This window comes from Mycobacterium sp. NS-7484 (genome assembly GCF_001953975.1).
In the GTDB taxonomy this organism is placed as follows: domain Bacteria; phylum Actinomycetota; class Actinomycetes; order Mycobacteriales; family Mycobacteriaceae; genus Mycobacterium.
In genome coordinates this window covers 1-23,383 of sequence record NZ_MBEJ01000004.1, presented here as the reverse complement: position 1 = coordinate 23,383, position 23,383 = coordinate 1, and the positions used below count along the sequence as shown (strand labels likewise).

The following is a 23,383-nucleotide window of genomic DNA, read 5'->3' as shown; positions in this document are numbered from 1 at the left end:
AGCCGGTTACGGTGACGCTATGACCAGCCCTCACATCACGGTTGACGACACCTATACCGGTCACGTCGAATCGCGGACCGCCGCCCGGCGCACCCTGCCGAACGCCTCGATCATCAAGGTGTCGGTCGGCCCGATGGACAACAACGCCTACCTGGTGACCTGCACCTCTACCGGAAAGACGCTGCTGATCGACGCGGCCAACGACGCCGAGGTGCTGTTGGACGTGATCGAACAGCACGCGCCGGACGTGTCGCTGATCGTGACCAGCCACCAGCATTTCGACCACTGGCAGGCCCTGGAGTCTGTGGCAAAGGTCACCGGCGCGCCGACCGCCGCCCACCCCCTGGACGCCGAGCCGCTGCCGGTGACCCCCGACCGCATCCTGGCCGACGGGGACACCGTGCAGATCGGCGACCTCACGTTCGACGTGATCCACCTACAGGGGCACACCGAGGGATCCGTCGCTTTGGCGCTGACCGCACCCGACGGCGTGACGCACCTGTTCACCGGTGACTGCTTGTTTCCCGGCGGCGTCGGCAAGACCTGGCAACCGGGTGACTTCGAGCGGCTACTGGGTGACGTCAGTGCCAAAGTGTTCGACGTCTACGACGACCGCACGGTGATCTATCCCGGCCACGGCGACGACACCACGCTCGGCGCCGAGCGTCCCCATCTCGGAGAGTGGCGGGAACGCGGCTGGTAGCCGGCTGGGGCGGCTCAGCTGGTGTGGACGATGAGCACGTCGGTCTTGGACCGGCGTGCCACGTTCGCGGGCACCGATCCGAGCAGACGCCCGGCGATGGTGCTCAAACCGACGTTGCCGACCACCAGCAGATCCGCCTTGACGTCCTCGGCCAGCTCGACGAGCGCATCGACGGGTGCGCCGACCACGGGGCGCTCTTCGATGTCGGTGGCACCTGCGGCCTTGGCCCGGTCCGTCGCCTCACGCAGGATGGCGTAGATCGGCGCGTTGCCGGCCATCTTGTAGCCCTCGTCCTTGAGCACATCAGCGGCCCGCTGATCTTCGCTCTGGGGGAAGTAGGCGGTCGCCACGATCAGCTTGGCATTCGAGCCGGCGGCAATCTGACCGGCGCGGTCGACTGCACGCAATGACGAATCAGATCCGTCCGTGCCGACCACCACGGTTCGATACGCGCTCATCAATACCCTCCCACTGTCAGTTGCAACGCCACCCGAGACAGTAACCCGTTGCCGCTGACCAGGGGCGCAAATCACGACACCCGCACGGCCTGGCGACAACTGAGCCCTCGGTGAGCTCTGGGCGGCGCATACCGGCACTGATGTTAACCCTCGATCCGGTGAAATCGATGCTGACCGTGACGTAACAGACGCCCGGCGAATCAGCGTTGTCGCCAGGACGATTCGCCGTCGGGCGTGATCCAGTTCATTGGGGTGCCTGCGCTCGGCGCAATCTCGGTGCCGGAGAAAGCGACTCGAAGTGACTCGGGTTACTGTTTGCCATCGGGATGAGGGGGGCCGTCGCTGACGTGGATCTATCGCTGAACGAACGCGCCGGGGGCAAGGCTCGGCGCACGCAGGGGGACGTTCGCTTCGACGCACTGGCCGTGGCGGCCTTCGCCGTGGTGTTGTGCGCGGCGGGAGCCGCCCGGCCCTCGCTCTGGTTCGACGAGGCCGCCACCATTTCGGCGGCCACTCGGTCGGTGCCCCAACTCTGGGACATGATCGGCCACATCGACGCCGTCCACGGGCTGTACTACCTGGGCATGCACGGCTGGTTCACCATCTTCCCGGCCACCGAGTTCTGGTCCCGGTTCTCCAGCTGCCTGGCGGTCGGCGGCGCGGCAGGCGCAGTGGTGGTTCTCGGCCGGCAATTGAGCAGCCGGACCGTATCAGTCTGTGCCGGCGTCCTTTTCGCGATGCTGCCGCGGATCACGTGGGCGGGCATCGAGGCTCGTTCCTATTCCTGGTCGACGCTGGCGGCGGGGTGGCTGACAGTCCTGCTCATCGTGGCCATCCGGCGTGACCGTACCGCGTTGTGGTTGTCATACGGTGCGCTGCTGGCGGTTTCGAGCGTGCTGAACATCTTCGTGGTGCTGATGGTGGCCCCGCATGCGGTAGCCGTGGCCATGATGTCCGACCGTCGTGGCCGCACCCGATGGGCCGTGGTGACCACGGTAGCCGTCGCGCTCGTGGTGCCGTTTGCCATGTGGTGTCGTTCGCAGAGCTTTCAGGTCGGCTGGATCTCGCCGCCCGGTGCGCACTGGTTCGGCGAAGTTCTCGTGGAGCAGTACTTCGACCACAGCGTGGCCTTCGCCGTGCTGGCGGGCGTGGTGTTGATCGCCGCGTCGGTGCTGAGGAAGCTGCGGCCCGGCGATGGCGGTACCGAGCATGTGGTGGCCCTGGCCGCGGCGTGGGTGACGGTCCCGACCGCGGCGCTGTTGGTGTATTCAGCTGTCGCCCAACCGCTCTACTATCCCCGCTACCTCTGTTTCACCACGCCGGGGATGGCGCTGCTGCTCGCCGTGTGCGTAGTGAGGGTGGCGCGAAGCAGGGAGTGGATCACCGCGGTGCTGGCGCTGTTCGCCGTCGCCGCGGTACCGAATTACCTGGTGGGGCAACGCGGTCCCTATGCCAAAGAGGGCATGGACTTCAGCCAGGTCGCCGATGTCATCTCGGCGCACTCCGCTCCCGGTGACTGCTTGATCTTCGACAACACCACCTCGTGGAAGCCGGGACCGATTCGACCTCTCAAGGCCGCCCGTCCGGCGGCCTATGCCCATCTCGTCGATCCCGGCCGGGGTGCCCCGGCCCGTGAGCGAAACCGGTTGTGGGACGCCCACCTCGGGATCTGGGGCGTCGCCGACCAGGTACGCCGGTGCACGGTGCTGTGGACGATATCCGAGCGCGATCCGTCGGCACCGAGCCGCCAGACCGGTCCCGCGTTGGCCCCCGGGCCGCGACTGGGCCGCGCTCCGGCCTATCGGGTGCCCGAACGCATGGGCTTCCACATCGTCGAACGCTGGCAGTTCAACTTCGCCCAGGTGGTCAAGTCCACCCGGTGAGCGTGGTGGCTCAGTCGTGGCGGTCTCGGCCGAAGTACATCTCCTGGGTCGACGAACACACCAGTTGCCCCGCCCGGTTGTACAGGGTGGCGCTGGCCAAACCGCGCCCGTTGATGCCGCTGGGTGAAACCTGGTCGGACAGTATCCAATCGGTGAAATCAGCCGGGCGGTGAAACCAGATGGCATGGTCGATCAGCGCCGAGAACACACTCACCTGGGTGGCCCGCCGCATCGTCACCGTGGTCTCCAACAGTGCGGTGCCGGTGAAGTAGGTCAGCAGCGCGCTGTTGATGATCGGATCGTCGGTGACCGTCTCGGCCGGGCGCCACCACATCCGGGTTCGCTCCGGAGGCTGGGCCATTTCGACCGCAAGCCGCGCCGGCGGATCGATGTAACGGCGTTCGATCCACTGCGGACGCACCCAGAATCCGTGCGCCTCGTCGGCAAATCCCTGCAGCTGTTCCTCGACCGGAGGCAAGCTGTCGGGCTCGGGAACGGCGGGCAACGGTTGCTGATAGTCCGCAGCCGCCATGGGAATGCTGAACGAGACAAGAGCTTCGAGCAGCACCTCGTCCCCCTGACGGCCGATCACCCGGCGGGTGGACAGCGAACCACCGTCGCGCAGGGTGCTCACCTCCATCTGCACCGGGTATCGGGCGTCACCGGCGCGCAGGAGGTAGACGTGCAGGCTGTGCGGCGATCGGTGGGCGACCGTGCGGCTGGCTGCGATCAACGCCTGGGCCGCAATGTGCCCGCCCACGATGTGGTGAGTGGCATTGTCCTTCTGCTCTGCGACGAAGGTGCCCTCACCCGTCTCCGTCAGGTCAAGCGTGGACAGGATCTCGGCGAGCTGCAGCATGGGCACCGCAGCATTATTCGCTCGAGTCGGTGCGGGTCAAAATGCTGATGACTTCCGACCAACGGCCCAGATTGGTGCGTCGCGCGGGGCCGAGGGTGCTCGACAATGGTGTGAACCAATCAGATTTTGTCCGGAGGACCGATGTGAGCGCGCTCGCCCAGTTCTACTCTGCGTGGTCGCAGGCGCGCCAGACATATGGCAGTGGCCAGCCGGAGACCGGCAGCAGACTGAACGGAAACGCGTGGTCAGCACCCCGCGACACAGTCGAATCTGCCGTCGCCCACGACAGCTGGTCGGGTTCTGCCGCCGAAAACTACACTGCCAAGACCGAGCGACAGGCACGACGGATCGCCGAAATCGCCGACCTCGACCGTCAGTTGGGCAACGAGGTGACACGGTCAGCTGCCCTGATCGAAGCCGGGCGACGCGAACTGACCGAACTCAAAGAATGGGTACAGGCGATGGCGGCGGCCGTCCCCGAGGGCCCCGACCGCGAACTGCGTCTGACTCAGATAGCCCGGCGCGGGGTGGAAACGATGGAAGAGATCGTCGGTCGGACCGTCGCCGAAGTAGAGAGGATCGCCCGTCGCGTCGCGGGCATCACGGCGCGCTACGTGGAACTTGAGAAAGACGTTGCCGCCGAGAACGGAACGAGCGGGAACGACACCGGACTGAATTCCGGCGAGCCTGAGATAACCCAGAACGGCAGCGAGGTCACCGTGAAAACCGGCGACGACGACGACCAGGTCAGCGTCACCCAAGACCCAACGACCGGCGAGATCGTGATCACCACCAACGGCGTCACCAAGCGCTACCCGCCCGGACAGGCCCAACAGGTCAATATCGAAACGCGCGGCGGCGACGACGTGATCGCGGTGCAACAGGGGATTCCGGTACGCGCAAAGATAGAAGCCGGCGCGGGCAACGACCGGGTCAAAGGTGGATCCGGCCGCGACTACATCAACGGCTCCACCGGCAACGACCACATCGAGGGCGGTGACGGCGATGACGTCATCTACGGCGGTGATGGTGAGGACTACATTCAGGGCGACTTCGGCAACGACTATCTCGAGGGCGGCGCCGGTAGCGACGATGTCTACGGCGGCAACGGCAACGACATCGTGTCCGGTGGTGTCGGAAACGACTTGGTCTCCGGCGGTTTGGGCGACGACAAGGCCTACACAGGCGCCGGCGTGGACCGCGTCTACAACGACGGCGGCAACGACACGATCTATGCGCAGGCCGGCGAGGACACCGTCCACGGTGTTGCCCCGGTGGCCGGCACCAACACCGTCGTCAACGTGGTACTGAAGGATCTGCCCGACAACATCGTGGTCCAGGGCACGCCTGAGTTCCGGGAGCGGGTGCTGGCCGACCTGGAGTTCTACCGATCGTCACCGACGGGGCAGTCCATGCTCGACGGTCTGGGCCAGCAGCCGTCCACCGTGACGATCACTGAATTCGCCGAGCAAAACGGGACCGCCGACCCGAACAACGGCAACCCGACGATCCAGTACAACCCGCAGTTCTTCCTGGACGACTTCGGATACCCGAGCGCCCCACCGTCGGTGACCCTCTACCACGAACTCGCCCATACCTATGACTTCACCCACGGGCACTCGACAGGAAACGAGTACACCGGCAACGACTCGATCGACTATGGCCAAGACGTGCTGGAACGCGTCGCGGTGGGCCTACCGATCGATCACGACAACAACCCGAAGACCCCTGAAATCGTGGCGCCCTGGCATTCGAAGAACTTGACCGAGAATGGTCTTCGCGAAGAACTCGGACTGCCCCGACGAGATCACTACGGACGGTGAGATGCCATGAAGGCCAACGTAGTTTCCAAAGGTGTCGCCATCGCGGGACTGCTGTTGATGGCCGCATGCACAAGTGAGGATGCCACCGCAATGAGTGAACCACCGCCACAACCGCATTCGTATGGATGCGCAGATCCGGCGGCCGGAGGGTTGACGGCACTGGGAGCGACGCTGGTCGTTGACATCACACCGTCGGACAGTGGAATCCAGGTCCGCTACGACGTGGTCAACGACGGCGCCGCACCGGTGTACGTGGTGCAGCTTCTCACCCACCCGGCGTTCAGCACGAACTACAGCCCGCAGAACTATCTCTTGACGCCGGGAGCCGATGGCGTGGTCGAGGTCGCCAAGAGGGAGTACTGGCCGCCGGCGAGTTGCCAGTTGCCGTTGTATGCCGCCCCTCCGCTGCCGGCATTGTCCGTGCGTCTCGATCCCGGGCAGCGCGTGAGTGAGACGTTCACCGTCCAGCGGCCATTCGAGGTCCGCAACCCGTACGGCGCTGACGCGGTGCGCCAACTCCCGGCCCTGCCCGACCCCGCGAACCGTCTCCGGTTCTGCGTCGGTGTCGCTGCGACGGCGACACAGGTAAGCGGAGTGCCCTTCCCCACCGATCACGAGTACCACCGGTTCCGTCGCGGCGACCAACGGTTCCTGTGCAGCGATCCGACCGAGATCGGCTAGCACGTTGGGTCCCACGCTTGACAACGTTGGCGAGGATTCGGTTGCGCCCCAACATCTTCAACATTCCCGTCGGCGCGCAGAAGCACGAAAAACGCGATAGGGCGAGCTCAGACCGCAGTCGGAGCACCGCCCTATCGGCGTCTTCCTCATCGAGCGAGTGACGGGATTCGAACCCGTGTAAACGGCTTTGCAGGCCGGTGCCTTGCCACTCAGCCACACCCGCATCGCTGATCAATCTGCCAGTGAACCCCGGGCGCGGCCACGGTTTCGATCGCGGTGATCGTTAAGGAGTTCCCGAGGGTGCGCACAGTGTTGACGTGGCACGGCGTGTCGGGCGACAGACCCGCACGCTCGCGGTGCTGGCGATGACGCCCACGGCGGCAAGTACCGCGAAGGCGGCAAAGAGCCAATGCGCGGCGGCCGCGTCGGCGGAATCGCGGAGGTTGACCATGACACCGGCCAAGCCCGCACCGAACGCCCCGCAGATCAACTGCACGGTGTTGATCGCCGCCGCGGCGGCCGGGCCCTCAGCCGGGTCGTCGACGCTACCCATCGCCCAGGCCGACAGATGCGGCCACGCGATACCGATACCGGCGCCCGTGATCACCAGCGCTGCAGCCCAGCCCACCACCAGCCACGGCGCCATACCGTCCCGGATCAACATCGCTCCGGTGGCCAAACCGATTGCCATCACGAGCGGCGCGACTGCCACGGTGCGCCCGATCACCCGCCGGCTCTGCAGTGACGCGCTGACGATCTCCCCCGCCGTCCAGCCGACCGACAGCACCGCCCCGAAGAACCCGGCAGCCACCGGCGTCAGGTGCGCCAACCGTTGGCCGAACAGCGGGACGTACATGTCGACCATGGTGGCGGCCATCAGTACCCCGAGGCTCAGGTAGATCCACTTCAGCGGGCCGCGGCGAAATGTACTGGGCGGCAAGACCGATGCGCGGGCCCGTCGGTCGACGAACACGAATCCGACGACCAGCACCAGGCCGAGCACAAGCAGTGCCGTCGTGGCTCGAAGGTCGTGGGGAATGCCGGCCACACTGACGGCCATGGCCGCGGCACCCAGCATTGCCAGCGACCGCACCGGCACCGCCACCCGCGGTGCCGGTTCCGCGCCTCGCGCCGGCAACCCGATCGGCACGAGAACTGCCATTGCGACGGTCAAAATGACCAGCACGCCGAAGGCCCACCGCCAGTGTCCGAACTGGGCGAACAGCCCACCGGCCGCGGGCCCGATCACCGTGCCGACGCCCCACATCGCCGATACCAGTGCAGAGGCCTTGGTCCACAATGCTTTCGGCAACGCGGTATTGATGACCGCGTAACCCAGGCCGGCCACGAGCCCGCCGGCGAACCCCTGCACGGTGCGTCCGGCGAGAAGCACCTCCATGCTGGGTGCCAGCGCGCAGCCCAGGCTTCCGGCACCGAAAACCATGAGCCCGGACAAATATGCCCGCCGCGGGCCCAACCGCATCAGCGTCGAGTGGACGGTGGTCGCCGCGATCACCGAGGCAACCAGGTACACCGTCGTCACCCAGGCGTAAAAACGCTGGCCTCCGATCTGGCCCACCGCGCTGGGCAGCAGGCTGATCGTCAGAAACTCGTTGGTGGCGTACAGCAACACGCCACCGCCCAGCACCGTCGACGCCCCTAGGTACCTGGCGCCCAACAAGTGCCGCCAGGTCCCGGCATCGGGCGTCACGGTATCGGTCACACCGATGACGCTAGAAGCTGAACTGCGGTTGAGGTCAATACCGACCTATTTGAGCCCGGCCGCGTCCATCCCCCGCAATTCCTTCTTCAGATCCTGGATCTCGTCCCGGATCCGCGCGGCCAACTCGAATTGCAGATCCCGGGCCGCCGTCATCATCTGCTCGGTCAGATCCTTGATCAGATCGGCCAACTCGGCACGCGGCATGTTCGTGGTGTCGCGGCCTTCCACGATGCCGGCGCTGACCGCCCGCCCAGGCTCACCCTGGGCGCGACGGCCACGCGAGGCGTTGCGTCCGGAACCACCGACCTCGACCGACTCGCTATCGTCGGCCTCGCGGTACACCTGGTCGAGGATGTCGGCGATCTTCTTGCGCAGTGGCTGCGGGTCGATCCCTTTCGCCTCGTTGTAGGCGATCTGCTTGGCCCGACGCCGTTCGGTCTCGTCGATCGCCTGCCGCATCGAGTCGGTGATCTTGTCGGCGTACATGTGTACTTCGCCGGACACGTTGCGGGCCGCGCGGCCGATGGTCTGGATCAGGCTTCGGGTGGAACGCAGGAAACCTTCCTTGTCGGCGTCGAGGATCGCCACCAGTGACACCTCGGGGAGGTCCAGACCCTCACGCAGCAGGTTGATGCCCACCAGCACGTCGTACTCGCCCAGCCGCAGCTGCCGCAGCAGCTCGACCCGGCGCAGGGTGTCGACCTCCGAATGCAGGTAGCGCACCTTGATGCCGAGCTCGAGCAGGTAGTCGGTGAGGTCCTCGGCCATCTTCTTGGTCAACGTGGTGACCAACACCCGCTCGTCCCGCTCGGTGCGGGCCCGGATCTCGCCGATCAGATCGTCGATCTGCCCCTTGGTCGGCTTCACCACCACCTTGGGATCGACCAGCCCGGTCGGGCGGATCACCTGCTCGACGAATTCACCGCCGGACTGGCTGATCTCGAAATCTCCCGGCGTGGCGGACAGATACACCGTCTGCCCGATCCGGTCGGCGAACTCTTCCCACGTCAACGGGCGGTTGTCCACCGCCGAGGGCAACCGGAAGCCGAAGTCGACCAGATTGCGCTTGCGCGACATGTCCCCCTCGTACATGCCGCCGATCTGCGGCACCGTGACGTGGGACTCGTCGATCACGAGCAGGAAATCTTCCGGGAAGTAATCCAGCAGGGTCGCCGGCGCCGATCCGGCCGGCCGGCCGTCGATGTGGCGCGAGTAGTTCTCGATGCCCGAGCAGAAGCCGACCTGCTTCATCATCTCGACGTCGTAGTTGGTTCGCATCCGCAACCGCTGGGCCTCCAGCAGCTTGCCCTGGCCCTCGAGCTCGGCCAGCCGTTGCTCCAGCTCGGCCTCGATGGTGGAGATCGCATGCGCCATCCGTTCCGGGCCGGCCACATAGTGCGTGGCCGGGAAGATCCGCAGCGAGTCGACCTGGCGGACGATGTCACCGGTCAGGGGATGCAGGTAGTACAGCGCCTCGATCTCGTCGCCGAAGAACTCGATGCGCACCGCAAGCTCTTCATACGACGGGATGATCTCGACGGTGTCACCGCGCACCCGGAAGGTGCCGCGGGTGAACGCCATGTCGTTGCGGGTGTACTGCACGTCGACCAGCAACCGCAGCAATCCGTCGCGCGGCACTTCCTGACCGACCGCCAACTCCACTGACCGGTCGAGATAGGACTGCGGCGTGCCCAGGCCGTAGATGCACGACACCGACGCCACCACGACCACGTCGCGGCGGGACAACAGGCTCGAGGTCGCGGAGTGACGCAGCCGCTCCACGTCGTCGTTGATCGAGCTGTCCTTCTCGATGTACGTATCGGTCTGGGCGATGTACGCCTCGGGCTGGTAGTAGTCGTAGTACGAGACGAAGTACTCGACGGCGTTGTGCGGCAACATCTCCCGCAGTTCGTTGGCGAGCTGGGCAGCCAGGGTCTTGTTCGGCGCCATCACCAGCGTCGGGCGCTGCAGCCGCTCGATCAGCCAGGCCGTGGTGGCCGACTTTCCGGTGCCGGTCGCACCCAGCAGCACCACGTCACGCTCGCCCGCCTTGATCCGCCGTTCGAGTTCGTCGATGGCGGCCGGCTGGTCACCGGCAGGGTCGTACTCACTGACCACCTCGAACCGCGCACCGGTCCGGACGATCTCGTCGACAGCCCGATACTCCGAATGCGCGAGCACGGGGTGTTCGGTCGCGAAGGCCATGCTCACCAGCGTAGAACTGCACACCGACAACTTCCGCTCGTGTTCACTGTCCGCGTAGGCTGACCGCATTCACCCGCCCAAACATGAGACCTTCGACCTGCAGGCCCGCACGAACACCGATCCCAAAGGCATCGTGCGGGCCGTCGACGTCTACACGATCGAGCCGTGGGGGCTGTACATGGCCCGGCCGACACCGGGCCGAGCCCAGTTCCACTACCTGGAATCGTGGCTGCTGCCCTCGCTCGGGCTGCGGGCAAGCGTGTTCCATTTCAACCCCGGTCATGAGCGGGACCAGGACTTTTACCTCGACGTCGGTCGATACACCGCCGGGTCCACCGTCTGGCAGTCCGAGGATCACTACCTGGATCTGGTGGTCCGCACCGGCCGCGGCGTCGAACTGTGTGACGTCGACGAACTGCTCACCGCGGTGCGGCACGGCCTGCTGAGCCCCGAGGTCGCCGAGGAGGCGGTGCAAACCGCCGCCCGCGCGATCGAGGGCCTGGCCAGCTGCGGCTATCAGCTCAACAGCTGGCTTTCCGGCAACGGAATGGCCCTGACGTGGCGAGCAGCGTAAGGTCAGGATTCATGAGCTCAGCTAAGTACGCCTGGAGAGCGACTGCTGCACTGGCCGGACTCATCTTCGGCGCGCTGTTCATTCCCGCCGCGGCGCACGCCGACCCAGAAGCTCCGCCGCAGGTCGAGCCCCAACCCGCCCCGCAACTGCACAACGTCACCTACCGTGCCCGGATCGACGGTGTCTCGCGCAACGCGACGATCGCCTACAAGATCGACGACGACAACATCAATACCGCCGACCCGTCGATGCTGCCCGGCCGTGTCTTCGAAGCCACCGGCGTGGTGTCCGATCCGCAGTCTGCCGGCATGGCGGTACGGATCGACTGGCCGTACTCGGCGAACCTGCACTGCGAGATCCTGGTCGACGATCAGATCGTGGCCCAGGCCGACACGTTCGTCGCACCGCGTCTCACCCGGCCCAAGGATGACCCGGACTACGGCAGTCTGCCCTGTGGCGCCGCGCTGAACACCCCGGCGCCCGTCAACGTCGCTCCCGAGGGTCCTGACGCCGGCCTCCCCGAGCCTGCCGTCGCCCCAACCGTGGAACCTGCGCCGCCCGGTGCGGCCGCCTGACATCAACGCTGGAGCCAGGATTCGACCGTGCGCCTGGTGTCGTTGATGTGAGCCTCCATCTGTGTGGCGGCGATTTCCGGTTCGCGGCTCTCGATCGCCGCCAGGATTGCCTCGTGGAAGTCGTTGGCATTGGGCTCCAGACGGCCGAACATCGCACCGACCGGTAGCCACATCCGCCTGCGGGCGTCCGCCACCGCGTCGAGCAGCCGGTCGTTCTGGGCGGCCTGGGCGATGCGGAGATGAAAAGCTGAATCCAGGGTCTGGAACTCGGTGGTGTGCCGGGCCGACTGATCGTTCATCCCGGTCTTCAATGCGGCCTGCATGCCCGTGAGCAGCTTGTGGAGTTCGGTCAGGTCGGTGGATCGGCGTCGCTCGGCGGCCAAACGGGCGGAACCGGTTTCGACGATGACGCGATAATCGAACGCGTCGCGGATTTCTCTGCGGTTTCGGCGCAGCTCACGACGCATCTCGGCCGGATCGTACTGCGGCGCCTGGACGGTGAACCCCCCGCCACGGCCACGGCGCACCGTGATCAGGCCCTCCCCTTCCAGGACCGCGACCGCGGCGCGCACGGTCGTGCGGGACACGTCGAGCATGTCGGAGAGTTCACGTTCGGTGGGCAGCCGGTCACCGGGTCGGAACTGGCCGAGTTCCAACGCCCGCCGCATCTGGTCCACGACCAGCTCATGGGCAGCGATCTGACGAACCGGTACCAACGCGGACTTTGCGATTGTCATGCGCCCCCCTTTGGACGCATCAGACGCTACCGCACCGTCACTGCGGAATTGTGGTACAGCCCAGGGAACTAAGGTGTCCAACCGGTGGCGTCGGCCCACTCTCCGACCCGCCGGTAGGCGTCCAGAAACCACGGCTCTTTCGCCACGGCGTAGTCGGGAGTCTCCAACGCAGCACGCTTGGCGGCCAGGTAGTCGGCCTGCACGCCGGGGTTGGCCCGCAACCAATCGACGAACATCAGAGCGAACCGCTGGTTGGGCCGGCCGTCGACTCGAAGATGCACATTGGTCGGCCGGCCCGGATCTGCCGACGCATGGAATCGTTTGTGCCACATGGCCGGATCGTCGGTGTGCGGGGTGTCGGCGGTGATGGCCGGCACCACGGGATAGCCGGCCGTCAACAGGGCGTCGGCGAGTTCGTCGGCGACGGCCAGGGACTCGACCGTCACCTGCACATCGATCACGTCCTTGGCGTCCATGCCGGGCACCGCCGTCGACCCGATGTGGTCGATCCGCACCGCCCGGTGTCCGCAGGCCGTGTTGAGCCGGGCGACGATGCGCCGGGCCTGCTCCGGCCACGTCGGGTCGTAGGGCACCACAGTGGTGTCGCGCCGGGCCGGCTGCCGGGTCTGAACATTGTGCGCGAACGGCAGGATCCGCTCGTGCCACAGGGCGCGGGCCGCTTCGACGACGGCGCCGGGGCTGCCCGAGTTGTCCAGCCAGACATCGGCAACGGCGCGGCGCTGGTCCTCGGTGGCCTGTGCGGCGATACGGGCACGGGCGTCGGACTCGGTGAACCCGCGGTATTCGATGAGCCGCTTGACCCGGAGCTCCGGGTCGGCATTGACCACGACGACCAACGGGAACATCGGCGCCATCTGCGATTCCACCAACAGCGGGATATCCTCGACAATCACGGCATCGTCATGGGCGGCGGCGATCAGCTCCGAACGACGATGCGCCACCAGTGGGTGCACGATGCCGTTCAGGGTGGCGCGCTTCTCGTCATCGCTGAAGGCGACGGCGGCCAGTGCCGGACGGTTCAGCGCTCCCTCGGGCAGCAGGATCCCGTCACCGAAGGCTTCGACCAGCTTGGCCAGCCCCTCCGTTCCGGGCTCGACCACCTCCCGGGCGATGACGTCACCGTCGACGATGATGCCGCCGAGATCGCTGAATGTGGCCGACACCGTCGACTTGCCCGCACCGATCCCACCTGTCAGTCCAATTCGCAGCACCGGGACACCATACCGTCCCCCCGAACGTGAAGTAGTTGGCGAGTTTTCGCCCGAACATCGCCATTTTCTTCACTCTCGGCGAGAACGACGAACGCCCCGACCCATTGGGTCGGGGCGTTCGTTGTTGCGCTGTTTAGGCGTTGCCTGCGAGCTTCTCACGCAGTGCAGCCAGCTGTGCGTCGCTGGCCAGCGTGCCACCGGTGGACTCCTCCGAGCGCGAGGAACCGTTGGACACCGGACGGGCAGCTTCCTCGGCCTCGGCCGCGGCGAACTTCTCCATCTGCGTGGTGTGCATCTTGTGCCGGCGCTCGGCCTCGGCGTAGCGGGCCTCCCACTCCTCCCGCTGCTTGTCGAAGCCTTCGAGCCATTCGTTGGTCTCGGCGTCGAAGCCCTCGGGGAAGATGTAGTTGCCCTGCTCGTCGTAGCTGTCGGCCATGCCGTACTTCGACGGGTCGAACTCTTCGGTGTAGTCCTCGTTGGCCTGCTTGAGGCTCAGCGAGATGCGGCGACGCTCCAGGTCGATGTCGATGACCTTGACCATCGCGTCGTCGCCGACCTGGACCACCTGGTCCGGGACCTCGACGTGGCGCTCGGACAGCTCCGAGATGTGCACCAGGCCCTCGATGCCCTCTTCGACGCGGACGAACGCGCCGAACGGCACCAGCTTGGTGACCTTGCCCGGCACGATCTGACCGATCGCGTGGGTGCGGGCGAAGTGGCGCCACGGATCTTCCTGAGTCGCCTTGAGCGACAACGAAACCCGCTCGCGATCCATGTCGACGTCGAGCACCTCGACGGTGACCTCGTCGCCCACCTGAACCACCTCGGACGGGTGATCGATGTGCTTCCAGGACAGCTCGGAGACGTGCACCAGGCCGTCGACACCGCCGAGATCGACGAACGCGCCGAAGTTGACGATCGAGGAGACGACACCCTTGCGGATGGCACCCTTTTGCAGCTGGTTGAGGAACTCGCTGCGAACCTCAGACTGCGTCTGCTCCAGCCAGGCACGGCGGGAAAGCACCACGTTGTTGCGGTTCTTGTCCAGCTCGATGATCTTGGCCTCGATCTCCTTGCCGATGTACGGCTGCAGATCGCGGACGCGACGCATCTCGACCAGCGATGCCGGCAGGAAGCCACGCAGACCGATGTCGAGGATCAGGCCGCCCTTGACGACCTCGATGACGGTGCCCTTGACGGCCTCGTCCTTCTCCTTGAGTTCCTCGATGGTGCCCCAGGCACGCTCGTACTGAGCGCGCTTCTTGGACAGGATCAGGCGGCCTTCCTTGTCCTCCTTGGTGAGAACGAGGGCCTCGACCTCATCGCCCACGGAAACGACCTCGTTGGGGTCGACGTCGTGCTTGATGGAGAGTTCGCGGGAAGGAATGACACCTTCGGTCTTGTAACCGATATCGAGCAGGACCTCGTCACGGTCAACCTTGACGATGGTTCCCTCGACGATGTCGCCATCGTTGAAGTATTTGATGGTTTTGTCGATGGCGGCGAGAAAGTCCTCAGCCGAGCCGATGTCGTTGACGGCTACTTGCGGCGAGGTGACGGAGGGACTTGGCATGTGGTGGGTTGCTCCGGACAGGTTTACTCGTAGGGACAATTGTGTTGCGTGTATTGCGTTCGTGCAGATCCGTGACGATGACTAGACGATCACTAGCTGTACGCACAGATACGTAACGAGGGTACTCGACCAGGTACACGCAGGACAAACTGCCGTGCCCGCGGGCGCCGGGCTCACACCGAATTCATGTCCGGAAGACCACTGTCCCACGGCTACGCTTCTGCGGTGGCGTACTACCCGACACCCGGGCCGATGATGCACGGCCCCGCGCACCGGCCGTGGTTCCCGGTCGCCCCACCACTGCCCAGACCGGTCCGCAAGGTCGGGGCGCCGCTGGCGGCGATCATCGCCTGTGGCGTCGTCATCGGCGCCCTGGTCCTGCTGTTCACCGCGCTCAACCCGGTCGGTGCGATCATCGGGTTCACGCTGTCCAGCATCGTGATGACCGGCGCCGTGTTCGCCTACCTGTGGCTGGACCGCTGGGAGCCCGAGCCACCCCGGCTGTTGCTGCTGGCCTTCGGCTGGGGTGCCGCGGTGGCCATCGTCTTGTCCCTCGTGTTGAGCCTGTTCACCGACGCACTGCTGGCACCGGGCGTGGACTCCGCCGAATCGGCGCGCAGTTTCGCCTCGGTGGCCGTGCGGGCGCCGTTGATCGAGGAGGCCGCCAAGGGCCTGTTCCTGCTGATCATGATGACCGGCCGGCGCCGCAACGAGCTGAACTCGCTGACCGACTGCCTGGTGTATGCCGGCCTGGTCGGGCTGGGCTTCGCCTGGCTGGAAGACATCATGTACATCGCCAGCGCCGATTCACTAGCCGGATCCCTGCTGACCGCGGCGATGCGGCTGATCATGGCGCCGTTCGCGCACTCGTTGTTCACCACCATGACCGCGATCGGGGTGTACTTCGCGCTGCAACGACGCAGCGGCCTGGCCAAGACGCTGTGCATCCTCGCCGGCTACCTGGGCGCGGTGCTGATGCACGGGCTGTGGAATGGTTCGTCGCTGGTGGGCGCCGGCACCTACTTCATCGTGTACCTGGTGTGGATGGTGCCGATCTTCATCGCGATGATCGTGGTCGCCGTCCTCAGCCGACGCCGCGAACAACACGTGGTGGCGGCCAAACTGCCCGGCATGGTCGCGGCCGGACTGATCACGCACAACGAGGCCACTTGGCTCGGCTCGTTGAAGACCCGCCACGACGCGATCCGGCAGGCCACACTGGCCGGTGGCCGCCCCGCCGGAAAGGCCGTCGGCGCGTTCGCCGCCGCCGTCGTCGAACTCGCCTTCGTCCGGGACCGCATCGACCGCGGCTTCGGGGACGCACAGGTCTACGCCCTCCAACAAGAAGAGGTGTATGCCGTCGCTGCCGCCCGGTCAGCCGCGCCCATCCTGCACTGGATGATGCACTACCAGGCACCGGTCCGGTACTGAGCCGCTAATGCGCAGCTCGCCGCCTGGCGAGTTGCCAGATCACCAGCCCGGCTTGCAGACCGAGTGCCACCGAGATCATCGAGATCACAGTGGCAGGAAACGCGGAGTCGCCGTCCGCGCCGAACAACTCCGTCACTCCGATCAGCCCCATCGACCCAGGAACCAACAGCCAGAAGCCGGGCAGGATCAAGGTGATCGCCGGGGGCGCGGTGGACCTTCGCGAGATTGTCAACGCAGCCACGGTGAGCGTCAGTCCGCCACAGAACCCGCTGGCATAACTGCCCAGCGCCAGATCACCGACGAACTGTGCGGCGAACGCGGTGTAGGTGATGAGCAGCAGCCAGGGCATGAAAGACAGCGGAGGAGCCAGGAAGAGCATCACACCGACCGAGTAGACGGCGACCCCCAACCAGGGCGCCCACGGCCCGATCTTGTTGATGGACTCGGGACTGAGCTGGCTCCCGTCGACCCCGAGTACCTGCGTCGCGATCAGGATGCCGAAAGCCAACTGGGCGATCTGCATGAAACCTGCGATCAGTCGAGAAGACCCGGAGATGACGTCGCGTGCGGTCAACTCGACCACCGCCAGCGTGATCGCCGCTCCAGGCAGGAACATGGCCAGCGGCGGAATCAGCGCGCGCAGACTCACGTGGTCCAGACCCAGACGCTGGGCACCTGCGATGCAGATCGCCGAAACTGCAAACGCGCTGACCGCTGGGACCAGATGCTGCAGCAGGCCGACCCGGCGCCCGACTGCACAGAACATTCCCACCATGAACCCGAGGACCGTGGCGACCAGAAGGTTCAGCGGTGACGGCTCGAGCACCAGCGCCAGCCCCGCGCTCTGGACGCCGTAGCCCAAGACCGTCACCCAGCCGGGATACCTGCTGGGCGTCTCCAGGATGCGATCCAGCCGGGCCTCGCCCACAGCCGGAGCCACGCGGCCCGTCATCGCGTCGGATACCAGGCGCGCCAAGGGGAACGTCTGGTCGAAACGTAGATCCTCCTTGAGGTGGGCCGCTTTCACCGGGGTCCCGGACTCCATCGTCGGACCGATCACCTGCACGTGGTTGGGGAAGGCGACGTAGTCGTTGGGCACCCCGTACGCGGTGGAGGCTCGTTCCACCATCTGACGCACCAGGGTGACCGGATAGTTCGCGGCCCCCATCGCCGCACCCAGCCGGGCCAGGAAACGGATCTGCTGAGTGGTCGACGTCTCGGTCATGATCAACTCGGTGCGCGTCCTCGGCGGTTGTGCCGCTAGTGCGCGGCGGCATCCCAGCTGCGGCCGTACCCCACCGACACCTCCAACGGCACGTCCAACGGATACGCGTTGCCCATGTGTTCGCGAACCAACGCCTCCAGGGCGTCGCGCTCCCCCTCGGCCACCTCGAACAACAACTCGTCGTGGACCTGCAACAGCATCCGGGACTTCAGCCCGGCGTCCTTGATCGCCGCGTCGACATTGATCATCGCGACCTTGATGATGTCGGCAGCGCTGCCCTGGATCGGTGCGTTGAGCGCAGCCCGCTCGGCGGCCTCGCGCACGTTGCGGTTGCTGCTGTCCAGCTCGGGTAGGTAGCGACGACGGCCCAGGACCGTCGAGGTGAAGCCGTCCTTGCGGGCCTGGTCGACCACGTCGCGCAGGTAGTCGCGAATGCCGCCGAACCGGTCGAAGTACTGCTCCATCTGCACCTTGGCCTCTTCGGTGGAGATCTTGAGCTGGCTGGCCAGCCCGTACGCACTGAGCCCATAGGCCAGGCCGTACGACATCGCTTTGACCCGGCGGCGCAGTTCCGCGGTGACCTCGTCGATCGGCACCGAGAACGCCCGCGATGCGACGAACGAGTGCAGGTCCTCTCCGGTGTTGAAGGCTTCGATCAGGCCCTCGTCCTTGGAAAGATGCGCCATGATCCGCATCTCGATCTGGCTGTAGTCGGCCGTCATCAGCTCGGCATAGCCCTTGCCGACCACGAACGCGTCCCGGATGCGCCGGCCCGCCTCGGTGCGGATCGGGATGTTCTGCAGGTTCGGTTCGGTCGAGGAAAGCCGGCCCGTGGCCGCGATCGTCTGGTTGAACGTGGTGTGGATGCGGCCGTCGGAGGCCACCGCATTGAGCAGACCGTCGACGGTCACCTTGAGCCGGGTGGCGTCGCGATGGGTCAACAGGTGCTGCAGGAACGGGTGGCCCGTCTTGTCGAACAGGGACTGCAGCGCATCGGCGTCGGTGGTGTATCCGGTCTTGGTGCGCTTGGTCTTGGGCATCTCCAGCTCGTCGAACAGCACCGCCTGCAGCTGCTTGGGCGAGCCGAGGTTGATCTGCTTGCCGATCACCGCATAGGCGGCCTCGGCGGCGTCGCGGATCTGGTCGGCGAACTCGCTCTGCAGCTCCTGCAGTTTGTCCAGGTCGACGGCGATGCCCGTTGACTCCATCTCCGCCAGTGCCCGCTGCACCGGCAGCTCCATCCGGCCCAGCAGCGACGACGAATCAATGCGGGCCAGTTCTTCGTCGAGCGCGTCGGCGAGGTCCAGCACCGCGCAAGCCCGCAGGATCAGGGTCTGCACGGCCTGCTCATCAACCCCTTCGGAATCGTCGAGAAGCGAAAGCTGTTGCTGCTCAGGGGATTCCGCCCGCAACTCGCGGCGCAGGTACCGCACCGCGAGATCATCGAGGGCAAAGCTGCGCTGCCCCGGCCGCACCAGGTAGGCCGCCAGCGCGGTGTCGGAGGTGACACCGCGCAGTGTCCAACCGCGCCCGGCGAGATCGTGCATCGCCAGCTTGGCCTCGTGCAGAGCCTTGGGCGGACCCGGATCGGCCAGCCAGCGCGCCAGCGCCTCCTCGTCGTCAGGGGTGAGGGACGCGGTGTCGATATAGCGGCCGTCGCCGTCGGCCGCCACGATGGCCAGCGCGGTGGCGTCGGCGTCGTAGGCCAGGTGAGTACCGACCACCGCCAGGCCGAACCGGTTGCCCAGGCTGTGCTCGGCCAGCCAGGCCGCCAGCTCCCCCGGCTCCAGGGCACGGCCACGCACGTCGAAACCGTGCTCGACCTCCGGCTCAGCGGCGACCAGCGTCTCGAACAACCGGTCGCGCAGGACCCGGAACTCCAGATCGTCGAACAGCCGGTGGATCTGGTCGCGATTCCACGGCTGCATCCGCAGGGTGTCCGGGGTCTGGGCCAGCGGGACGTCGCGCACCAGCTCGGTGAGATCGCGGTTGAGCACGACGCTGGACAGGTTGGCCCGCAGCGCGTCACCCACCTTGCCCTTGACCTTCTCGACGTTGTCCACCAGCTCCTGCAGGGAGCCATATTCGACGATCCACTTGGTCGCGGTTTTCTCACCCACCCCGGGGATGCCGGGCAGGTTGTCGCTCGGGTCCCCGCGCAGGGCGGCGAAATCGGGATACTGCGCCGGCGTCAGCCCGTATTTCTCCACCACCGCCTCCGGGGTGAACCGGGTCAGCTCGCTGACCCCCTTGCGCGGGTAGAGCACCGTGATGTTGTCGGTGACCAACTGCAGCGAATCACGGTCGCCGGTGACCACCAGCACCCGATAGCCCTCTTGCTCGGCCTGGGTGGCCAGCGTGGCGATGATGTCGTCGGCCTCGAAGCCGGGCTCGGCCATCGCCGTGATGCCCAGCGCGCCGAGCACCTCCTTGGTGATGTCGATCTGGCCGCGGAACTCGTCCGGCGTCGCGGACCGGCCCTCCTTGTACTCCGGGTACTTGTCCTTACGGAAGGTCTGGCGCGACACGTCGAACGCCGCGGCCACGTGGCTGGGCTGCTCGTCGCGCAGCAGGTTGATCAGCATCGAGGTGAACCCGTAGACCGCGTTGGTGGTCAGCCCGCCCTGGGTCTTGAAATTCTCGGCGGGCAGCGCATAGAACGCCCGAAACGCCAGCGAATTGCCGTCCAGCAGCATCAGCGTGGGCTTGTCGTCGGTGGTCGACGTCGGCGCGGATTTCGTCTCGGTCTTCGCAGGGCTCACGGCCCACACTCTATGCGGGGTCACCGACGTGCAGACGGCGACGAGTCAACTAGGTCAGCCCGCGGGCGGCCGGGCGCTTGGACGGCGGATCACTCCTTGATATAGCGGCTGCGATCCGCCGCGTAGGTTGTTCCGGGTGGGCACTGGGACGACTTTCGGGGGCTACGTCACAGATGCGATCTTCTGAGCAACCAGACATTCCCACGGGATGGACCGAGACGCACGATGGCGTTCGGTTCTGGCTCTCCGTTGTCGGACTGAGTGCCATCGCCTTCTTCTCCACCATGTTCGGAATCGTCGTCGCAGCAGCAGGCAATGTCATCGCACTCAAATATTTCTTGCTGTTCGCGCTGTTGATGGTTCTTACCGTCGCTTATGGCCTCGTCGTGCGGCACCAGCGAGTGGTTCTTTCGGCCGCGATTCGGACAGAAATGACGCCGGATGGTGTCCTGGGGACGGAAATCCGTTACTCAAGCTGGCAATTCACCATCCTGGTTGCCTTGATGGGGTGCGGCACCCTCTTTTGCGCGACGGCTGCAGTCGAGACATTCATTTACCAAGATGAGGGGTTTCCCGGCTTCGCCGCGGTGATTGGTGCCCTGGGAATCATGTTTGCGTCCTTCCTCGCAGTTGTGGTTTCCGGACACGTCCGCCGTGGCGGCGTCACACTGACGAGTCAGGGAATTACCCAACGCGGACGAAGCTTCGAGTCACGACTGGACTGGTCGGCCTTTGCGGCCTTCAAGGCGGCAACCAACGGGTACCCGGTCATCCTGGCGATCGCGTATACCAATGCCGATTGGCCCCACCGGTACACCACACGGCTCTGGCGTATCGACCGCCTACCGCCAGCACCGATGATCGAATTCGACTGCCGACAGTTCGATGTCGACCCCTACATTCTGTACAGCTACGTACGGACGTACGTCGAAAACCCAGAGCTACGTGCCGAACTCGGCACCGAAGCGGCCCTCAACCGCGCCCGCTACCTACAACCGACGGGGTGACGTGGCCCCGTGGGGATAGCTGCTCAGCGGTGACTGCAATCCTCCGGACAAACAGTCTCCGGCAACTGGCCACACCACTCACTGGGACAAAACTGCAACACGTTTCAATTTCAGGTGCGGGATCGTTTAGGCTGACCGCGTGCCAGCAGCATCTTCGCAACCCGCGATCGACGGATGGTTTTCCACCGACGACGCCGGTGCCACGCATCTGATCGGCGGCAAGTGCACCCAGTGCGCCACGTACGTGTTCCCGCCGCGCGAGAACAACTGCCCCAACCCGGCGTGTGACAGCGACACCCTCGACCTGGTCCCACTGTCACGCCGCGGCAAGGTGTGGAGTTACACCGAGAACCGGTATCTCCCACCTGCGCCGTATCCGAAGTCGGACCCGTTCGAGCCGTTCGCGATCGCCGCGGTCGAGTTGGCCGATGAGGGCTTGATCGTGCTCGGCAAGGTCGTCGAAGGCACGCTGGCCGCCGATCTGAAGGTCGGCATGGAGATGGAGCTGACCACCATGACGCTCTACACCGACGACGAGGGCGTCGAGCGCACCACCCACGCCTGGAGGATCCCCTGATGAGCCCGGAGCCTTTGTACATCCTCGGCGCGGGCATGCACCCGTGGGGCAAGTGGGGACGCGACTTCACCGAGTACGGCGTCGTCGCCGCCCGCGAGGGCCTGGCCGAGGCCGGCCTGGACTGGCGCCAGATCCAGCTGGTCGCCGGTGCCGACACCATCCGCAACGGCTACCCGGGCTTCATCGCCGGGTCCACCTTCGCCCAGAAGCTGGGCTGGAACGGCGTGCCGGTGTCGTCCTCCTACGCCGCGTGCGCGTCGGGCTCGCAGGCGCTGCAGAGTGCCCGCGCCCACATCCTGGCCGGGTTCTGCGACGTCGCACTGGTGATCGGCGCCGACACCACGCCCAAGGGCGCCTTCGCCCCCGTCGGCGGTGAGCGCAAGAACGATCCCGACTGGCAGCGCTTCCACCTGCTCGGGGCGATGAACCCGGTGTACTTCGCGCTTCTGGCCCGCCGGCGCATGGACCTCTACGGCGCCACCGCCGAGGACTTCGCCCAGGTGAAGGTGAAGAACTCGCGCCACGGCCTGCAGAACCCGAATGCGCGCTACCGCAAGGAATCTGCGATCGAGGACGTGCTGGCCAGCCCGGTGGTCTCCGACCCACTGCGTCAACTCGACATCTGCGCCACCTCCGACGGCGCCGCCGCGCTGATCGTGGCGTCGAAGTCGTTCGCCGAGAAGCATCTCGGCTCGCTGGAGGGTGTGCCGTCGGTGCGCGCGATCTCCACGGTGACGCCGCAGTACCCGCAGCACCTGCCCGAATTGCCGGACATCGCAACAGATTCCACCGCGGTCGTGCCCGCGCCGGAGCGGGTGTTCAAGGACCAGATCCTCGACGCGGCCTACGCCGAGGCCGGGATCGGCCCCGAGGACGTCAGCCTGGCCGAGGTATACGACCTGTCCACCGCACTCGAGTTGGACTGGTACGAGCACCTGGGCCTGTGCGCCAAGGGTGAAGGCGAGCAGCTGCTGCGTTCCGGAGCCACCACCATCGGCGGCCGGGTTCCGGTCAACCCGTCGGGCGGCCTGGCCTGCTTCGGTGAGGCCATCCCGGCGCAGGCCATCGCGCAGGTGTGCGAGTTGACCTGGCAGCTCAAGGGCCAGGCCACCGGCCGCCAGGTCGAGGGCGCGAAGGTCGGCGTCACCGCCAACCAGGGCCTGTTCGGCCACGGCTCCTCGGTGATCGTCGCGCGCTGACGCCGGCGCCGAGCGTGAAGACGATGTCGACTTGAGCTCGAAAATTCGCACATGTCTTCACGTTCGGCGCACGCGCGACTAGGTCGTGTCTGTTAATTGCGGACGCGGTAGAAGGTGATGATGGCGGCCAGAGTGACTCCGCCGAGGTAGCTCAGG

At 66.0% G+C, this 23,383-nt stretch carries 19 protein-coding genes and 1 tRNA gene; 10 read left to right on the top strand and 10 right to left on the bottom strand.

What is annotated here, in order from left to right:
- The first annotated feature begins 19 nt into the window (after positions 1–19).
- A complete protein-coding gene (locus tag A5733_RS00205) occupies positions 20–703 on the top strand; it encodes an MBL fold metallo-hydrolase (protein WP_076238617.1) in 684 nt (227 codons plus the stop codon).
- A gap of 14 nt (positions 704–717) precedes the next feature.
- Here the strand turns inward: A5733_RS00205 and A5733_RS00200 are convergent, their stop codons facing one another.
- A complete protein-coding gene (locus tag A5733_RS00200) occupies positions 718–1,161 on the bottom strand; it encodes a universal stress protein (protein ID WP_003884746.1) in 444 nt (147 codons plus the stop codon).
- Positions 1,162–1,508: 347 nt separating this feature from the next.
- On the opposite strand from A5733_RS00200, the gene A5733_RS00195 reads away from it, so the two are divergent.
- The gene (locus A5733_RS00195) at positions 1,509–3,044 is read left to right on the top strand and encodes a glycosyltransferase family 39 protein (RefSeq protein ID WP_076238616.1); all 1,536 of its coding nucleotides are present in this window, start codon (positions 1,509–1,511) and stop codon (positions 3,042–3,044) included.
- Positions 3,045–3,054: 10 nt separating this feature from the next.
- On the opposite strand, the gene A5733_RS00190 is transcribed toward A5733_RS00195, so the two are convergent.
- Positions 3,055–3,903 (bottom strand): acyl-CoA thioesterase II, encoded by an 849-nt coding sequence (locus tag A5733_RS00190; protein WP_142253726.1) that lies wholly within the window; start codon positions 3,901–3,903, stop codon positions 3,055–3,057.
- 143 nt (positions 3,904–4,046) lie between these two features.
- On the opposite strand from A5733_RS00190, the gene A5733_RS00185 reads away from it, so the two are divergent.
- Entirely contained in the window at positions 4,047–5,726 is a 1,680-nt protein-coding gene (locus tag A5733_RS00185; protein ID WP_076238614.1) for a M91 family zinc metallopeptidase, read from the top strand.
- Between the two features lie 6 nt (positions 5,727–5,732).
- Positions 5,733–6,407 carry a hypothetical protein gene (locus tag A5733_RS00180; protein ID WP_067767896.1) on the top strand — a complete coding sequence of 225 codons (675 nt, stop codon included), beginning with the start codon at positions 5,733–5,735 and terminating at the stop codon, positions 6,405–6,407.
- A 152-nt stretch (positions 6,408–6,559) separates the two neighbouring features.
- Here A5733_RS00180 and A5733_RS00175 read toward each other — a convergent pair.
- From A5733_RS00175 to uvrB, 3 genes are all read right to left on the bottom strand, one after another.
- A tRNA-Cys gene (locus A5733_RS00175) sits at positions 6,560–6,630 on the bottom strand.
- A 60-nt stretch (positions 6,631–6,690) separates the two neighbouring features.
- Positions 6,691–8,130: an MFS transporter gene (locus A5733_RS00170; protein ID WP_076238613.1), complete on the bottom strand. Its 1,440-nt coding sequence runs from the start codon at positions 8,128–8,130 to the stop codon at positions 6,691–6,693.
- A 45-nt stretch (positions 8,131–8,175) separates the two neighbouring features.
- A complete protein-coding gene (gene uvrB / locus A5733_RS00165) occupies positions 8,176–10,335 on the bottom strand; it encodes an excinuclease ABC subunit UvrB (protein ID WP_076238644.1) in 2,160 nt (719 codons plus the stop codon).
- Between the two features lie 67 nt (positions 10,336–10,402).
- On the opposite strand from uvrB, the gene A5733_RS00160 reads away from it, so the two are divergent.
- Positions 10,403–10,909, top strand: coding sequence for a DUF402 domain-containing protein (locus tag A5733_RS00160; RefSeq protein ID WP_197508243.1), 507 nt, complete (start codon positions 10,403–10,405; stop codon positions 10,907–10,909).
- Between the two features lie 11 nt (positions 10,910–10,920).
- A complete protein-coding gene (locus A5733_RS00155) occupies positions 10,921–11,484 on the top strand; it encodes a hypothetical protein (RefSeq protein WP_067768407.1) in 564 nt (187 codons plus the stop codon).
- Positions 11,485–11,486: 2 nt separating this feature from the next.
- Here the strand turns inward: A5733_RS00155 and A5733_RS00150 are convergent, their stop codons facing one another.
- The 3 genes from A5733_RS00150 to rpsA form a co-directional block, all read right to left on the bottom strand.
- A complete protein-coding gene (locus tag A5733_RS00150) occupies positions 11,487–12,221 on the bottom strand; it encodes a FadR/GntR family transcriptional regulator (RefSeq protein WP_067768405.1) in 735 nt (244 codons plus the stop codon).
- A gap of 68 nt (positions 12,222–12,289) precedes the next feature.
- On the bottom strand, positions 12,290–13,453 hold the full coding sequence (coaE, locus tag A5733_RS00145) for a dephospho-CoA kinase (protein WP_067768403.1): 1,164 nt from the start codon (positions 13,451–13,453) through the stop codon (positions 12,290–12,292).
- 133 nt (positions 13,454–13,586) lie between these two features.
- Positions 13,587–15,026, bottom strand: a complete 1,440-nt coding sequence (gene rpsA / locus A5733_RS00140; protein ID WP_003884756.1) for a 30S ribosomal protein S1 — start codon at positions 15,024–15,026, stop codon at positions 13,587–13,589.
- Between the two features lie 255 nt (positions 15,027–15,281).
- Between rpsA and A5733_RS00135 the strand changes: the two genes are divergently transcribed.
- The gene (locus A5733_RS00135; RefSeq protein WP_067768402.1) at positions 15,282–16,457 is read left to right on the top strand and encodes a PrsW family intramembrane metalloprotease; all 1,176 of its coding nucleotides are present in this window, start codon (positions 15,282–15,284) and stop codon (positions 16,455–16,457) included.
- A 4-nt stretch (positions 16,458–16,461) separates the two neighbouring features.
- Here A5733_RS00135 and A5733_RS00130 read toward each other — a convergent pair whose 3' ends face one another.
- Together A5733_RS00130 and polA are read right to left on the bottom strand one after the other, a co-directional pair.
- Positions 16,462–17,682, bottom strand: a complete 1,221-nt coding sequence (locus A5733_RS00130; RefSeq protein ID WP_067768398.1) for a threonine/serine exporter ThrE family protein — start codon at positions 17,680–17,682, stop codon at positions 16,462–16,464.
- A gap of 35 nt (positions 17,683–17,717) precedes the next feature.
- Positions 17,718–20,378 (bottom strand): DNA polymerase I, encoded by a 2,661-nt coding sequence (polA, locus tag A5733_RS00125; RefSeq protein WP_197508242.1) that lies wholly within the window; start codon positions 20,376–20,378, stop codon positions 17,718–17,720.
- A gap of 239 nt (positions 20,379–20,617) precedes the next feature.
- On the opposite strand from polA, the gene A5733_RS00120 reads away from it, so the two are divergent.
- From A5733_RS00120 to A5733_RS00110, 3 genes are all read left to right on the top strand, one after another.
- A complete protein-coding gene (locus tag A5733_RS00120; protein WP_076238612.1) occupies positions 20,618–21,451 on the top strand; it encodes a hypothetical protein in 834 nt (277 codons plus the stop codon).
- Positions 21,452–21,590: 139 nt separating this feature from the next.
- Positions 21,591–22,028, top strand: a complete 438-nt coding sequence (locus A5733_RS00115; RefSeq protein WP_067768388.1) for a Zn-ribbon domain-containing OB-fold protein — start codon at positions 21,591–21,593, stop codon at positions 22,026–22,028.
- Positions 22,028–23,227 (top strand): lipid-transfer protein, encoded by a 1,200-nt coding sequence (locus A5733_RS00110; protein ID WP_076238611.1) that lies wholly within the window; start codon positions 22,028–22,030, stop codon positions 23,225–23,227. The genes A5733_RS00115 and A5733_RS00110 overlap by 1 nt, the downstream gene beginning before the upstream one ends.
- The last annotated feature ends 156 nt before the right edge of the window (positions 23,228–23,383 follow it).

What these genes read in the sequence shown, in the direction of transcription:
- uvrB (WP_076238644.1), bottom strand. Translation starts at nt 10,335, where the DNA reads ATGGCCTTCGCGACCGAACACCCCGTGCTCGCGCATTCGGAGTATCGG.
- A5733_RS00180 (WP_067767896.1), top strand. Translation starts at nt 5,733, where the DNA reads ATGAAGGCCAACGTAGTTTCCAAAGGTGTCGCCATCGCGGGACTGCTG.
- A5733_RS00120 (WP_076238612.1), top strand. Translation starts at nt 20,618, where the DNA reads ATGCGATCTTCTGAGCAACCAGACATTCCCACGGGATGGACCGAGACG.
- polA (WP_197508242.1), bottom strand. Translation starts at nt 20,378, where the DNA reads ATGCTGCTGGACGGCAATTCGCTGGCGTTTCGGGCGTTCTATGCGCTG.
- A5733_RS00130 (WP_067768398.1), bottom strand. Translation starts at nt 17,682, where the DNA reads ATGACCGAGACGTCGACCACTCAGCAGATCCGTTTCCTGGCCCGGCTG.
- A5733_RS00155 (WP_067768407.1), top strand. Translation starts at nt 10,921, where the DNA reads ATGAGCTCAGCTAAGTACGCCTGGAGAGCGACTGCTGCACTGGCCGGA.
- A5733_RS00135 (WP_067768402.1), top strand. Translation starts at nt 15,282, where the DNA reads ATGCACGGCCCCGCGCACCGGCCGTGGTTCCCGGTCGCCCCACCACTG.
- A5733_RS00200 (WP_003884746.1), bottom strand. Translation starts at nt 1,161, where the DNA reads ATGAGCGCGTATCGAACCGTGGTGGTCGGCACGGACGGATCTGATTCG.
- A5733_RS00190 (WP_142253726.1), bottom strand. Translation starts at nt 3,903, where the DNA reads ATGCTGCAGCTCGCCGAGATCCTGTCCACGCTTGACCTGACGGAGACG.
- A5733_RS00110 (WP_076238611.1), top strand. Translation starts at nt 22,028, where the DNA reads ATGAGCCCGGAGCCTTTGTACATCCTCGGCGCGGGCATGCACCCGTGG.
- A5733_RS00150 (WP_067768405.1), bottom strand. Translation starts at nt 12,221, where the DNA reads ATGACAATCGCAAAGTCCGCGTTGGTACCGGTTCGTCAGATCGCTGCC.
- rpsA (WP_003884756.1), bottom strand. Translation starts at nt 15,026, where the DNA reads ATGCCAAGTCCCTCCGTCACCTCGCCGCAAGTAGCCGTCAACGACATC.
- A5733_RS00205 (WP_076238617.1), top strand. Translation starts at nt 20, where the DNA reads ATGACCAGCCCTCACATCACGGTTGACGACACCTATACCGGTCACGTC.